Source organism: Streptomyces sp. NPDC015139 (assembly GCF_043079785.1).
Lineage (GTDB): Bacteria > Actinomycetota > Actinomycetes > Streptomycetales > Streptomycetaceae > Streptomyces > Streptomyces albidocamelliae.
On record NZ_JBIBUW010000011.1, the window covers coordinates 94,806 to 107,914 of the forward strand.

The 13,109-nt window shown below is 70.7% G+C and carries 12 protein-coding genes and 1 riboswitch; of the genes, 1 reads left to right on the forward strand and 11 read right to left on the reverse strand.

What is annotated here, in order from left to right:
* Window positions 1-12: 12 nt before the first annotated feature.
* The 4 genes from ACF08B_RS27565 to rlmN all read right to left on the reverse strand — a co-directional run bounded on the left by ACF08B_RS27565 (window position 13) and on the right by rlmN (window position 5,065).
* Window positions 13-1,032 carry an ABC transporter ATP-binding protein gene (locus ACF08B_RS27565; protein ID WP_392319867.1) on the reverse strand — a complete coding sequence of 340 codons (1,020 nt, stop codon included), beginning with the start codon at window positions 1,030-1,032 and terminating at the stop codon, window positions 13-15.
* Window positions 1,032-2,633, reverse strand: coding sequence for an ABC transporter permease (locus ACF08B_RS27570; RefSeq protein ID WP_392320036.1), 1,602 nt, complete (start codon window positions 2,631-2,633; stop codon window positions 1,032-1,034). The genes ACF08B_RS27565 and ACF08B_RS27570 overlap by 1 nt, the downstream gene beginning before the upstream one ends.
* 38 nt (window positions 2,634-2,671) lie before the next feature.
* On the reverse strand, window positions 2,672-3,745 hold the full coding sequence (locus ACF08B_RS27575; protein ID WP_392319868.1) for a thiamine ABC transporter substrate binding subunit: 1,074 nt from the start codon (window positions 3,743-3,745) through the stop codon (window positions 2,672-2,674).
* Between the two features lie 82 nt (window positions 3,746-3,827).
* A riboswitch (TPP riboswitch) is annotated at window positions 3,828-3,935 on the reverse strand.
* A gap of 23 nt (window positions 3,936-3,958) precedes the next feature.
* Window positions 3,959-5,065, reverse strand: coding sequence for a 23S rRNA (adenine(2503)-C(2))-methyltransferase RlmN (gene rlmN / locus ACF08B_RS27580; protein WP_093697668.1), 1,107 nt, complete (start codon window positions 5,063-5,065; stop codon window positions 3,959-3,961).
* A gap of 154 nt (window positions 5,066-5,219) precedes the next feature.
* Here rlmN and ACF08B_RS27585 point away from each other — a divergent pair, with 154 nt between their 5' ends.
* Entirely contained in the window at window positions 5,220-6,143 is a 924-nt protein-coding gene (locus ACF08B_RS27585) for a Ku protein (RefSeq protein ID WP_392319869.1), read from the forward strand.
* A 338-nt stretch (window positions 6,144-6,481) separates the two neighbouring features.
* On the opposite strand, the gene ACF08B_RS27590 is transcribed toward ACF08B_RS27585, so the two are convergent.
* From ACF08B_RS27590 to rpsB, 7 genes are all read right to left on the reverse strand, one after another.
* Entirely contained in the window at window positions 6,482-6,670 is a 189-nt protein-coding gene (locus tag ACF08B_RS27590) for a hypothetical protein (protein WP_392319870.1), read from the reverse strand.
* A gap of 89 nt (window positions 6,671-6,759) precedes the next feature.
* Window positions 6,760-7,992 (reverse strand): cytochrome P450, encoded by a 1,233-nt coding sequence (locus ACF08B_RS27595; protein WP_392319871.1) that lies wholly within the window; start codon window positions 7,990-7,992, stop codon window positions 6,760-6,762.
* 285 nt (window positions 7,993-8,277) lie between these two features.
* Window positions 8,278-9,411 carry a phosphatidate cytidylyltransferase gene (locus tag ACF08B_RS27600; RefSeq protein WP_392319872.1) on the reverse strand — a complete coding sequence of 378 codons (1,134 nt, stop codon included), beginning with the start codon at window positions 9,409-9,411 and terminating at the stop codon, window positions 8,278-8,280.
* Window positions 9,411-9,968 carry a ribosome recycling factor gene (gene frr, locus ACF08B_RS27605; protein WP_073890041.1) on the reverse strand — a complete coding sequence of 186 codons (558 nt, stop codon included), beginning with the start codon at window positions 9,966-9,968 and terminating at the stop codon, window positions 9,411-9,413. The genes ACF08B_RS27600 and frr overlap by 1 nt, the downstream gene beginning before the upstream one ends.
* 184 nt (window positions 9,969-10,152) lie before the next feature.
* Window positions 10,153-10,911, reverse strand: a complete 759-nt coding sequence (gene pyrH / locus ACF08B_RS27610) for a UMP kinase (RefSeq protein ID WP_392319873.1) — start codon at window positions 10,909-10,911, stop codon at window positions 10,153-10,155.
* Between the two features lie 203 nt (window positions 10,912-11,114).
* Window positions 11,115-11,951, reverse strand: a complete 837-nt coding sequence (gene tsf, locus ACF08B_RS27615) for a translation elongation factor Ts (protein ID WP_093480668.1) — start codon at window positions 11,949-11,951, stop codon at window positions 11,115-11,117.
* A 151-nt stretch (window positions 11,952-12,102) separates the two neighbouring features.
* Window positions 12,103-13,023, reverse strand: a complete 921-nt coding sequence (gene rpsB / locus ACF08B_RS27620) for a 30S ribosomal protein S2 (protein WP_392319874.1) — start codon at window positions 13,021-13,023, stop codon at window positions 12,103-12,105.
* Window positions 13,024-13,109: the final 86 nt, after the last annotated feature.

The following is a 13,109-nucleotide window of genomic DNA, read 5'->3' on the forward strand; positions in this document are numbered from 1 at the left end:
GCGGCCCGCCGATCAGTCGAGTACGACGATCTCCGCGGCGTCGAACTCCACGCCGACCGGGTCCCCGGCCTCCGGCGCGTCCCGGAGCGCACAGGCCGCCTCCAGCCGGGGCCCGTCCTGGGGCTGGAGGTGGACCGCCACATGGGTGCCCCGGAAGGTGCGGGCGGTCACCGTGCAGGGCAGGCCGGCGTCGGACGCCACGAGCCGTACCCCGGCGGGCCGGACGAGGAGCGTGCGGTTCCCCTGCGGTGAGCCGTCGGGGACCGGCACCTTGCCCCAGGGGCTGTCGGCGGCCGAGCCGACGACGGTCGCCGGGACCACGTTGTCGAAGCCGAGGAAGCGGGCCACGAACGCGTCGGCCGGCCGCTGCCACACCTCCAGGGGCGTCCCGGACTGCGCGATCCGCCCGTCCCGCATCACCACCACCCGGTCGGCCAGCGCGAACGCCTCGCCCTGGTCGTGGGTGACGGCGAGCACGGTCGTCCCCAGCCGGCCGAACAGCTCCCGCAACTCGACGACCAGCCGTTCCCGCAGGGAGCGGTCGAGCTGGCCGAGCGGCTCGTCCAGCAGGAGGATCCGGGGCCGGGGCGCGAGCGCCCGGGCGAGGGCCACCCGCTGCTGCTCCCCGCCGGACAGCGCGGCCACGGCCCGCCGGGCCGCCCCCGGCAGCCCGACCAGCTCCAGCAACCGGCCCACCTCGACGTCCCGTTCGCCCTTGGCGACTCCGTGCATGCGCAGCCCGAAGGCCACATTCGCGCCGACGTCCCGCTGCGGGAAGAGCTGGTGGTCCTGGAACATCAGGCCGGCCCCGCGCCGGTGCGCGGGCGTGCGCGTCCGGTCGCGGCCGTCCAGCAGCACCCGCCCGGAGTGCAGCGGCTGGAGCCCGGCCACCGCCCGCAGCAGCGTCGACTTGCCACTGCCGCTGGGCCCGAGCACACACACCACCTCGTGCTCGGCGACGTCGAGGCCGACCGCGTCGAGCACGGCCCGCTCACCGAAGCGCACGGTCGCGGCATCGAGGCTCAGCAGCATCAGAACTCCCCCGTCCGGTCGGTGCGCAGCCGCTCCAGCACCAGCAGCGCGGCGGCGCAGACCACCATGAGAATCGTCGAAAGGGCCATCGCCTGGCCGTAGTTGAGCTCTCCGGGGCGGCTCAGCAGCCGGGCCACCGCGACCGGGAGCGTCGGGTTGTCGGGACGCGCGATGAACACGGTCGCGCCGAACTCGCCGAGCGACACCGCGAACGCGAAGCCGGCCGCGACCAGCAGCGCCCGCCGCACCATCGGCAGGTCCACCTCACGCCACGCCCGCCAGGGGGATGCGCCGAGCACGGCCGCCGCCTCCCGCAGCCGCCCGTCCACCGCGCGCAGCACGGGCAGCATGGTCCGTACGACGAAGGGGGCGCCCACCAGCGCCTGGGCCAGCGGCACCAGGATCCAGGACTGGCGCAGATCCAGCGGCGGCTTGTCGAGCGCGATCAGGAATCCGAAGCCGACGGTCACCGCGGACACGCCGAGCGGCAGCATCAGCAGCGCGTCGAAACCCCGTACCAGCCGTCCCGCGTCCCGGCGGGCCAGCGCGGCGGCTGCGAGACCTCCGATCACCACGGCGATGGCGGTGGCGGCGAGGGCGTACTCGAGCGAGGTCCACACGGCCTGCACGGGCGCCACCAGGAACGTACCGCCGTCGGAATCGGTCAGGGCCCGGTAGTAGCCGAGGCCCCAGCCGTCGAGGGAACGCCGGACGAGTACGGCGAGCGGCAGGAGCAGCAGCACCGCGACGGTGGCGAGGACCCCGGCGAGCAGCGCCCGCTGCCCGAACCCGCGCGGCCGGCGGGCGGTCGTCCTCGGGTCGACCAGCCGCAGGGCGGTCTCGCGCCGCCGTACGGTCCAGGCGTGCACGGCGAGGATCGCGCCGACCGCGGCGAACTGGACGAGGGTGAGGACGGCGGCCGTGGACAGGTCGAAGACCTCGGAGGTCTGCCGGTAGATCTCCACTTCGAGGGTGGAGAAGGCCGGTCCGCCGAGGATCTGCACGACCCCGAAGGAGGTGAAGGTGAACAGGAACACCATCAGGGCGGCGGCGGCCACGGCGGGCGCGAGCGCGGGCAGGGTGACCCTGCGCCAAGCGGTGAGCGGTGAGGCGCCCAGCATCCGGGCGGCCTCCTCCTGGCGGGGGTCGAGCTGGGACCAGAGCCCGCCGACCGTGCGGACGACGACCGCGTAGTTGAAGAAGACGTGGGCCAGCAGGATCGACCACACCGTGGTGTCCAGCCGTACCCCCCACAGCTCGTCCAGCAGCCCGTTGTGCCCGACCAGCGCCAGGAAGGCGCTGCCGACGACGACGGTGGGCAGCACGAACGGAACCGTGACGACGGCCCGCAGCAGCTGTTTGCCCGGGAAGTCGAGGCGGGCGAAGACATGGGCGGCGGGCAGCGCGAGCAGCAGGGTGAGCGCGGTGGAGGCGAGCGCCTGCCAGGTGGTGAACCACAGCACGTGCCGGATGTCCGGCTGGGTGACCACGTCCACGATCCGCCCGAACCGCCAGGCGCCGTCCGCCTTCAGCCCGCGCGTGACGATCGCGGCCACGGGCCAGGCGAAGAACAGCGCGAAGAACGCGACGGGCAGGGCCATCAGGCCGAGCCGCGCCGCGCTCCCCCGCCGGGACACGGCTACCTCAGTACGAGCGACGTCCACGACTTGACCCACTGGTCGCGGTTGGCGGCGATCTTCCCGGGCGCCATGGTCTCGGGGTGCTCGGCGGCCGGGCCGTACTCGGTGAACTCGGTGGGCACCGCGGCTCCCCGCACCACCGGGTAGACGTACATGTTCAGCGGCATGTCCTCCTGGAACTCCTTGGAGACCAGGAAGTCGATGAACGCCTTGCCGCCCTTGGTGTTCCGCGCGTTGTCGAGCAGCCCGGCGAACTCGATCTGCCGGAAGCAGGTGCCGGTGGCGACTCCGGTCGGGGCGGTGCCGGGCCGCTTCTTGGCGTAGATCACCTCGGCGGGCGGCGAGGAGGCGTACGACACCACGAGCGGGCGGTCACCGCCGGCCTTCCTGCCTCCGGTGGAGCCGGAGAACTCCTGGGAGTAGGCCTGCTCCCAGCCGTCGACCACCTTGACGCCGTTGGCCTTGAGCTTCTTCCAGTAGTCCTGCCAGCCCTGGTCGCCGTACTCGGCGGCGCTGCCGAGCAGGAAGCCGAGGCCGGGCGAGGAGGTGGCCGCGTTCTCGGTGACGAGGAGGTTCTTGTACGCGGGCTCGGCGAGGTCAGCGAAGGTCCGCGGCGGGGCCAGCTTGTGCTTGCTGAACCAGGCCTTGTCGTAGTTGACGCAGATGTCGCCGTAGTCGACGGGCGTGACCCGGTGCTTGTCCTTGTCCAGCTGGTACGACGCGCCGACCTTGTCGAGGCCCTTGGCCGTGTAGGGCTGGAACAGCCCGTTGTCGAGGGCGCGGGAGAGCAGGGTGTTGTCGACGCCGAAGAAGACGTCGCCCTGCGGGTGGTCCTTGGTCAGGATGGCCTTGTTGACCGCCTGACCGGCGTCGCCGTCCTCGAGGACCCTGAGCTTGTAGCCGGACTGCTTCTCGAAGTCCCGCTGCACCTTCTTGGAGACGGCCCACGAGTTGTGGCTGACCAGGGTCACGGTCCTGCTGTCACCGGACGACTTGCTCTCGCCGGAACCGCACGCGGACAGGCTGATCAGGCCGAGCCCGACCGCCACGGCCACGAAGGTCTTGTTGTGCACTGGATGTCCTCCTGGGGGTTGGCCAGGAAGAGACGCGGCCCCGCCCGGGTCCCGCGAGGGGGCCCGGGCAGGGCGCAACAGCTTGAGTGAAAGACCGAACTTCCTACCCAGAATGACCTGGGCGAGGTTCAGAGGGTCTGCGGCCCGATTGCCGCACTCTCAGCGCTGTGGCGCTCCCCTGTCGGAATATGAGGTTGTCGGAACGTGGCCAGATTACCGCTCGGTCGCCGCGAGCTGACCGCAGGCTCCGTCGATCTCCTGGCCACGGGTGTCCCGGATCGTGACGGGTACGCCGTGCGCGGCGATGGCCTCGACGAACGCCTTCTCGTCCTCCGGCCGGGAGGCGGTCCACTTGGAACCGGGCGTCGGGTTGAGCGGGATCAGGTTGACGTGCACCGGCTTGCCCTTGAGCAGCCGGCCGAGCCGGTCGCCGCGCCAGGCCTGGTCGTTGATGTCACGGATCAGCGCGTACTCGATCGACAGCCGGCGGCCGCTCTTCTCGACGTAGTCGAACCCGGCGTCCAGCACCTCGCGCACCTTCCACCGCGTGTTCACGGGGACGAGGGTGTCGCGCAGCTCGTCGTCAGGGGCGTGCAGGGAGATCGCGAGCCGGCACTTGAAGCCCTCGTCGGCGAACCGGTGGATGGCCGGCACCAGCCCGACGGTGGAGACGGTGATACCGCGCTGGGACAGACCGAGCCCGTCCGGGGCGGGATCGGTCAACGCGCGGATGGCGCCCACGACCCGCTTGTAGTTGGCGAGCGGCTCGCCCATCCCCATGAAGACGATGTTGGACAGCCGCGCCGGACCGCCGGGCACCTCGCCGTCGCGCAGCGCCCGCATGCCGTCCACGATCTGGTGGACGATCTCGGCGGTGGACAGGTTCCGGTCGAGGCCGGCCTGGCCGGTGGCGCAGAACGGGCAGTTCATCCCGCATCCGGCCTGCGAGCTGATGCACATGGTGACCCGGTCCGGGTACCGCATCAGCACGGACTCCACGAGCGTGCCGTCGAACAGCCGCCACAGCGTCTTGCGCGTGGTCCCCTGGTCGGTCGACAGATGCCGTACGACGGTCATCAGCTCCGGAAACAGCGCCTCCTGCAGCCTGCCGCGCGCCCCGGCGGGGATGTCGGTCCACTGCTCGGGGTCGTGCGCGTACCGCGCGAAGTAGTGCTGCGAGAGCTGCTTGGCACGGAACGGCTTCTCCCCGATCTCGGCCACCGCGTCCTTGCGCTCGGCGGGCGAGAGGTCGGCGAGATGCCGCGGCGGCTTCTTGGCTCCGCGCGGCGCGACAAAGATGAGTTCTCCGGGCTTAGGCATAGCGTTACCAGTGTCGCAGATCCACATGGGTGACCCGGCGGTGTGGCTCGCTCGACCGGCCTCAGCAGGGGGCTGGGCGTGGCGTAGGCCCGCGTGCGGTGCGGCTGGGGCGCTCATAGGCTGACGGTGCTCGGGGCGACTGCGGAGGTTGGTCATGCCCCGAACCATCTGGTCAGGCGCCATCTCGTTCGGCCTGGTCACCGTGCCGATCAACGTGGTCGGCGCCACGGAGGACCACAGCATCCACTTCCACCAGTACCACCTGGAGGACATGGGCCGGGTGCGCTACCGCAAGGTGTGCGAGCTGGAGGACCGCGAGGTCCCGCAGGACGAGATCGGCAAGGGTTACGAGGTGACCAGGACGCAGGTCATCCCGATCACGGACGAGGACCTGAGCAACCTGCCGCTGCCCACGGCGAAGGCCATCGAGATCGACGCGTTCGTCCCCCTCGCGTCGATCGATCCGATCCGGATCTCCGACGGGTACTACCTCCAGCCGGCGGGCCAGGTCGCCGCCAAGCCGTACAAGCTGCTGGTGCAGGCCCTCAGCCGCTCCAGCAAGGTCGCCGTCGCGAAGTACGCGTGGAGCGGCCGGGAGCGGCTGGGCCTGCTGCGGGTACGCGACGGCGTCCTCGTGCTGCACGCGATGCGCTGGCCGGACGAGATCCGCGACCCCACCGAACTGCTCCCCGCTCCGGTCGAGATCACCGACGAGGAGATCGAGGGCGCCCTCGCGCTCATGGACACCATGACCGCCGACTCCCTCGAAGGACCCGAGTTCCAGGACCAGTACACGGAGGCCGTCGCGCGGATCATCGAGGCCAAGCGCGGGAACAAGCCGCTCCCGGAGGCACCCGAACCGGAGGAGCCGGCGCAGGTGCTCGACCTCATGGCCGCACTGAACGCGTCCGTGCAGCAGGCGAAGAGGTCCCGGGGCGAGGGAGCGGGCCCGGCGGAGGTCCACGAACTGCCCCCACCGAAGAAGAGGGCACCCGCCAAGAAGCAGCCGGCCAAGAAGGCCACGGCGAAGAAGACGACCACGAAGAAGGCCGCGGGCAGGAAACCGCGCAGTGCCTAGTCGTCCGGCGGAGCCGACCGGCCGGCTGACGCGATCGTGGGTACGTACCCTCCGCCCACCGGCTCGGGCCCGCTGCCCACCTGGGCCGGCGCGTTCGTTGTGTCGAGATACTGCGACCCGAGCGGGTCCGGCTCGCGGCGCATGCGCTGGGCGACACCACGTACGACCGGCTCCGGCCCGTCGTACCAACGGCGCCCCCGGTCGAGCCCAGCCGGCCCGTCCCAGCGACGGGGTTCTTCGGAGCTGCCGCGGCGGCAGGAGACGCCGAGCTCGTCCGGCTCGACTGACGAGGAGCCGAGCCCGGCGTTGCGGCCCGGGCCCGCCCGCGCTGTGGCCCCTCAGTCGTCGCCGGAGCTGTTGTTGCGGCTCCGGCTCCGGCTCTTCGTGGAGGTGCTGACGAGCTCGGCGGCCACGAGGGTCACCTTCGCCACGACGCGGGCCCAGCGTGGCCCGCCCCGTTCCGCCCACACCACGCAGACGCATCCGCCGATGACGAGCGCCAGGACGCCGAGCAGCACAACGATCATTTCTCCCCCACCTGTGCGGTCAGGCCCGCGCGGTCATGCCGGAAGCCTTGCTCGTTCCGGCAGACGCCGCACGTGCGCGATCGGTTCCCTCACCAGGTCACGGGCAGGGTCCGTGGGCCGCGGATCAGGCCCTGGCGCTGGAACTCGACCTCCTCGGGGGCCACGGCCAGCCGGATCGCCGGGAAGCGGGTGAGTACGGAGCCGATCATGACCTCGGCCTCCATGCGGGCCATGATGGCGGCCAGGCAGTGGTGCGGGCCGTGGCCGAAGGCCAGATGGGCGGCGGTCTCGCGGTCGAAGTCCAGGCTGTCGGGGTCGTCGAACACGTCCGGGTCCCGGTTGGCGGAGACATACGCGTTGTAGACCACGTCGCCGGCCCGGACCAGCTGGCCGCCCACCTCCACGTCCTCCGTGGCGATCCGGGGGATGCCGACGCCGTTGCGGTGGGGGACGTAGCGGAACAGTTCGTCCACGGCCCGGGGCAGCAGTTCCGGCTCACGGCGCAGCCGATCCATGTGCCCGGGGTGGGTGAGCAGCGCGTACATCATCGAGCCGCTGTTGTTGCGGACCGCGTGACCGCCGCTGACCTGGATCGCGGTGGCCAGGGAGATCGCCTCGTCGTCGGTGATCTCGCCGGAGGCCGCGGCCTGCGCCAGCACGCCCGCCAGGTCCTCGCGGGGATCCTCGCGGCGCTGCTGGAGCAGTTCGACGATGCGGGCCCGGGTGGCCTTCGCGGCCTCGGCGGCACGTTCCTTGGACTCGACACCCGCCGACAGCAGCGCCTCGCCCGTCTGCGCCCAGCGGTGCCAGTCCTTCTCGTCGACGCCGAGGAAGTCCCGGATCACGGCGATCGGGAACGGCCCGTGCAGATGCTCCATCAGGTCGGCCGGTGCGCCGGCGCGTTCCATCGCGTCGAGCAGTTCGGCGGCCCGGTGCTCGGCCAGCGGCCGCAGCCGCTGCATGCTCCTGCCGGTGAACGCACGCGCGACGACCCGGCGCAGCCGGTTGTGCCGGGGCGGGTCGATGTACTGCAGTCCCGCCGTCTGCGAAGCCACCGGCACCGGGCGCATGGTGGTGACGTCGCGGCCGACGACCTCCTCCCGGGAGAAGCGCGGGTCGGAGGTGACGAAGCGGACGTCCTCGTAGCGGGTGACCAGCCAGGCGTACCCGTCGCCGTGCGGCAGCCTGATCCGGGTGACCGGTTCCTCGCGCAGCACCTCGTCCAGGAAGGGGTCGGGGTCCAGCGCGGGCAGATCGTCGACGGGCCAGAACCTCACCGGCGGCGGAGGCGGGGCCGGGGCCGGAGCGGGGTCGAGGGGCATCGGGCACACTCCCTGCGGCGGGGCTGCGGCGGCGGACACGCCGCCCTGCCAGGGAGTCTGCCGCGCACCGGCTCCGGCCGCCGACTTGTACTGCGGCATCCGGGTGCCGCCGGCTCCGCCCCGGGGAACCCTCCGGTACGGCCCCGGGGGCCGACCGCCGTGACCGTCGCCGGGGCCCGCAGCCGCATCAGGTGCCTCGGGGCCCCGGACACGACAACGGGCCCCCGCCCTGTACTGGACGGGGGCCCGGAAGCCGTATCACGTGCGGGTCGGCCGCCTGCGAGCTCAGGCGGAACCGACGAAGAGGACCAGCAGCAGCCACACCACCGGCGCGGTCGGCAGCAGGGAGTCCAGCCGGTCCATGATGCCGCCGTGGCCGGGGAGCAGGGTGCCCATGTCCTTGATGCCCAGGTCACGCTTGATCATGGACTCGCCCAGGTCGCCCAGGGTGGCACTGGCCGCGACCGCGAGCCCCAGCAGCAGGCCCTGCCACCAGGTGCCGTCGTCGATCAGGAACTGCATGCACAGCGCGCCCGCGACCATGGCGAAGGTCACCGCGCCGAGCAGCCCCTCGCGGGTCTTGCCGGGGCTGATGCGCGGGGCGAGCTTGTGCTTGCCGAAACGCCAGCCGACCGCGTACGCGCCCGTGTCGCTGACGACCGTCAGCAGCAGGAAGGTGAGGACCCGCCAGGGGCCGTCGTCGGCAGTGAGCATCATCGCGACGAAGGTGGCCAGGAACGGCACGTAGAACGCGGCGAAGACGCCGGCCGTGACGTCCTTGAGGTAGCCCTCCGGTGGTTCGGTCATGCGCCAGACCAGGACCGCGAGGGCGGTCAGGGCCATGGCGACCCACGCCCCCTCGGCACCGCGCACATAGCCGGCGACCACCATCGCCGCACCGCCGACCGCGAGCGGCACAAGCGGCGCCTTGATGCCCTTGCGCTCCTGCAGTCTGCTGGTCAGCTCCCACAGACCGACGACGACGGCGATCGCCACGACACCGACGAACACGGCCTTGACGACGAACAGGGACGCGACGATCACCACACCGAGCCCGACGCCGACGCCTATGGCCGCGCTCAGGTCACGGCCCGCGCTCTTCTTCTGCGGCGCTGGCGCCGGCTGCGGGGCGTCGGGCATGGGCTCCGGATTCTGGGTCTCGGCCGGGACGGGCCGGTCCTGGAAGGTCTCGTCTCGGAACAAGGGACCGCCCAGCCGAGCGGCCCCCCGGTCGTCGTCCTGGTCCCCGCCGAACACGGGTACCTCGGGCACGATGGGCATGGGGCGAGTCTGGTGCGCCTCAGGCGCATCGTACGTGGGACCCGCCGGGGCGGCCCCCTGGACAGATCCACCGTCGGTGGACCCCCAGTACCCGGCCTGCCCCGCGTACGGCGGTGCCCCCCAGGAAGAGTCGCTCATCAGACTTCGAGCAGCTCCGATTCCTTGTGCTTGAGGAGCTCGTCCACCTGGGCGACGTACTTCGCCGTCAGGTCGTCGAGTTCCTTCTCCGCACGGCGGCCCTCGTCCTCGCCGACCTCGCCGTCCTTGATCAGCTTGTCGATGGCGTCCTTGGCCTTGCGGCGCACGGAGCGGATGGAGACCTTCGCGTCCTCACCCTTGCCCTTGGCGACCTTGATGTACTCGCGGCGGCGCTCCTCGGTCAGCTCGGGGAACACCACTCGGATGATGTTGCCGTCGTTGCTGGGGTTGACGCCCAGGTCGGAGTCGCGGATCGCCTGCTCGATGTTGCGCAGCGCGCTCTTGTCGAACGGGGTCACGACCGCCATGCGCGGCTCCGGCACGGAGAACGAGGCCAGCTGGTTGATCGGCGTCGGGGCACCGTAGTAGTCGGCCACGATCTTGTTGAACATCGCCGGGTGCGCACGGCCGGTGCGGATCGCGGCGAAGTCCTCCTTGGCGACCACGACGGCCTTCTCCATCTTCTCCTCGGCCTCGAGGAGGGTCTCTTCGATCACCACTTGCTCCTGCGTGTCTTGAGTAAGGCCCGGCCGCGGTTCCTCGATCGGAGCGGCGGCCGGCTGCGTCGCGTCTTCTTCCTGCACGGTTCCCGACCGGCAGGACATTGTCCATCCCCCGGCCAGGGTGCGTCCCGTCCGTCCCTCGGACAGGTGGCGCTCCCGGGTGGCGGGGTCGTGCCGGTCAGTCCCGGCTGCCCTGCTCACCCACCAGCGTGCCGATCTTCTCACCCTTGACGGCGCGGGCGATATTGCCTTCCGCAAGAAGCTCGAACACGAGGATCGGGAGCTTGTTGTCGCGGCACAGGGTGATGGCCGTGGCGTCGGCGACCTTGAGGTCCCGGGTGATGACCTCGCCGTAGCCGAGGGCGTCGAACTTGACGGCGTCGGGGTTGGTCTTGGGGTCGGAGTCGTAGACCCCGTCCACGCCGTTCTTGCCCATGAGCAGCGCCTCGGCGTCGATCTCCAGGGCGCGCTGGGCGGCGGTGGTGTCGGTGGAGAAGTACGGCATGCCCATGCCGGCGCCGAAGATGACCACGCGGCCCTTCTCCAGGTGGCGCACGGCGCGCAGCGGGATGTACGGCTCGGCGACCTGCCCCATGGTGATGGCGGTCTGCACCCGGCTGTCGATGCCCTCCTTCTCCAGGAAGTCCTGGAGGGCGAGGCAGTTCATCACGGTGCCGAGCATGCCCATGTAGTCGGAGCGCGCACGGTCCATGCCGCGCTGCTGGAGTTCGGCGCCGCGGAAGAAGTTGCCGCCGCCGATGACGACCGCGACCTCCGCTCCGTCGCGGACGACGGCGGCGATCTCGCGGGCGATCTTGTGCACCACGTCGGGGTCGACGCCCAGGCCCCCGCCACCGGAGAAGGCCTCTCCGGACAGCTTCAGCAGAAACCGGCCGCGTACTTTGCCGTCGTCGCTCTTCTGGGGCTTGGTGGTCATGGAGATCCCGCCTCTTTCACGTGTTGCACATACGAAGAAGGCCATTGCCGATGGGTTCGCTTTTCGCTCCCATGCGCGGCAATGGCCTCCTCGTCAGATCTGCTGCCGTCCGCCGCACGCCCGGGTGTGGCGGTGTGCGCGGACGACTGCTGTCGACCCTATCGGGATTTCTCCGTGGGTCGCGCGTCGATCGCGGTACGGACTCAGATGCCGACCTTGATGCGCGAGAAGCGCTTCAGGGTGACACCGGCCTCGTCCAGAACCTTCTGGACCGACTTCTTGTTGTCGAGCGCGTACGGCTGGCCGAGCAGCGTGGCGTCCTTGAAGAAGCCGTTGACACGACCCTCGACGATCTTGGCGATCGCGGCCTCGGGCTTGCCCTCGGCGCGGGTGGTCTCCTCGGCGACGCGGCGCTCGGTCTCGACGACCTCGGCCGGCACGTCCTCCTTGGAGAGGTACTTCGGCGCGAAGGCGGCGATGTGCTGGGCGATGCCCTTGGCGACCTCGGCGTTCGGCTTGTCGAGCTCGACCAGGACACCGATCTGCGGCGGCAGGTCGGGCATGGTGCGGTGCATGTAGGCCAGGACGTAGCCGTCGGAGAACTGCGCGAAGCGGTCCAGGACGATCTTCTCGCCGAGGTTGGCGTTGGCCTCGTCCACGAACGCCTGGACGGTCTTGCCGGCCTCGATCTCGGAGGCGAGCAGGGCCTCGAGGTCGGCCGGGTTCGTCTTGGCGACGTGCTCGGCGATGGCCTGGGCCACGGCCTGGAACTTCTCGCCCTTGGCGACGAAGTCCGTCTCGCACTTCAGCTCGACGAGGACGCCGGAGGAGTTGTCGTCGGCGATGATGGAGACCACGGCGCCGTTCTCGGCGGAGCGGCCCTCGCGCTTGGCGACGCCCTTCTGGCCCTTGATACGCAGCGCCTCGACGGCCTTGTCGACGTTGCCCTCGGCCTCGTCCAGCGCCTTCTTGCAGTCCATCATGCCGGCGCCCGTGAGCTCACGGAGCTTCTTGACGTCGGCGGCGGTGTAGTTCGCCATGAGTCTGTGAGTCTTTCTCGAAGTCTGGGAGATCTTCAGATCCGCACGGTCGGGGATCCACATGTAGCCGCGGATCCCGTACCCGGTGCCGACCTACGGGTGAACAGCGGGGGCGGACTTCATGTCGCCGCCCCCGCCGTCAACGCTGACGTCAGGCCTGCTCGCCCTCGGCGGCCTTCTCGCCCTCGGCCGGAGCGGCCTCGGCGGCGGGGGCAGCCTCGGTGGCCTCGGTGGCCTCGGCGGCCGGAGCAGCCTCAGCGGCCGGAGCAGCCTCGGCGGCCGGAGCCTCGTCCTTCTTCTCGCCCTCGAGCAGGTCGCGCTCCCACTCGGCCAGCGGCTCGGCGGCGGCGGCCTTCTCGCCCTTGTCGCCGGTGGCGACGCGGGAGCGGGAGATGAGACCCTCGGCGACGGCGTCGGCGATCACGCGGGTGAGCAGGGTGACGGAGCGGATCGCGTCGTCGTTGCCCGGGATCTTGTAGTCGACCTCGTCGGGGTCGCAGTTGGTGTCGAGGATCGCGACGACCGGGATGTTGAGCTTCCGGGCCTCACCGACCGCGATGTGCTCCTTCTTGGTGTCCACGATCCAGACGGCGCTGGGAACCTTGGACATCTCGCGGATACCGCCGAGGGTCTTCTCCAGCTTGGCCTTCTCGCGCGAGAGCACGAGAAGCTCCTTCTTGGTCAGACCGGAGGCCGCGACGTCCTCGAAGTCGATCTGCTCGAGCTCCTTGAGGCGCTGCAGACGCTTGTAGACGGTCGAGAAGTTGGTGAGCATGCCGCCCAGCCAGCGCTGGTTGACGAAGGGCATGCCGACGCGGGTGGCCTGCTCCGCGATGGCCTCCTGCGCCTGCTTCTTCGTGCCGACGAACATGACCGTGCCGCCGTGGGCGACGGTCTCCTTGACGAACTCGTAGGCGCGGTCGATGTACGACAGCGACTGGAGCAGGTCGATGATGTAGATGCCGTTGCGCTCGGTGAAGATGAAGCGCTTCATCTTCGGGTTCCAGCGACGGGTCTGGTGACCGAAGTGGACGCCGCTCTCCAGCAGCTCCCGCATCGTGACGACGGCCATGGCCGTATCTCCTTGAATTTCTCGGTTGTGCCGCGTCCGCCGGACGGCGGCCGCGCCTGACGCCCGCGATGCGCCGTGCCGCGAAG

What these genes read in the sequence shown, in the direction of transcription:
- pyrH (WP_392319873.1), bottom strand. Translation starts at nt 10,911, where the DNA reads ATGACCACCAAGCCCCAGAAGAGCGACGACGGCAAAGTACGCGGCCGG.
- rlmN (WP_093697668.1), bottom strand. Translation starts at nt 5,065, where the DNA reads ATGCCTAAGCCCGGAGAACTCATCTTTGTCGCGCCGCGCGGAGCCAAG.
- rpsB (WP_392319874.1), bottom strand. Translation starts at nt 13,023, where the DNA reads ATGGCCGTCGTCACGATGCGGGAGCTGCTGGAGAGCGGCGTCCACTTC.
- ACF08B_RS27585 (WP_392319869.1), top strand. Translation starts at nt 5,220, where the DNA reads ATGCCCCGAACCATCTGGTCAGGCGCCATCTCGTTCGGCCTGGTCACC.
- ACF08B_RS27565 (WP_392319867.1), bottom strand. Translation starts at nt 1,032, where the DNA reads ATGCTGCTGAGCCTCGATGCCGCGACCGTGCGCTTCGGTGAGCGGGCC.
- ACF08B_RS27600 (WP_392319872.1), bottom strand. Translation starts at nt 9,411, where the DNA reads ATGAGCGACTCTTCCTGGGGGGCACCGCCGTACGCGGGGCAGGCCGGG.
- ACF08B_RS27590 (WP_392319870.1), bottom strand. Translation starts at nt 6,670, where the DNA reads ATGATCGTTGTGCTGCTCGGCGTCCTGGCGCTCGTCATCGGCGGATGC.
- tsf (WP_093480668.1), bottom strand. Translation starts at nt 11,951, where the DNA reads ATGGCGAACTACACCGCCGCCGACGTCAAGAAGCTCCGTGAGCTCACG.
- ACF08B_RS27570 (WP_392320036.1), bottom strand. Translation starts at nt 2,633, where the DNA reads ATGGCCCTGCCCGTCGCGTTCTTCGCGCTGTTCTTCGCCTGGCCCGTG.
- ACF08B_RS27595 (WP_392319871.1), bottom strand. Translation starts at nt 7,992, where the DNA reads ATGCCCCTCGACCCCGCTCCGGCCCCGGCCCCGCCTCCGCCGCCGGTG.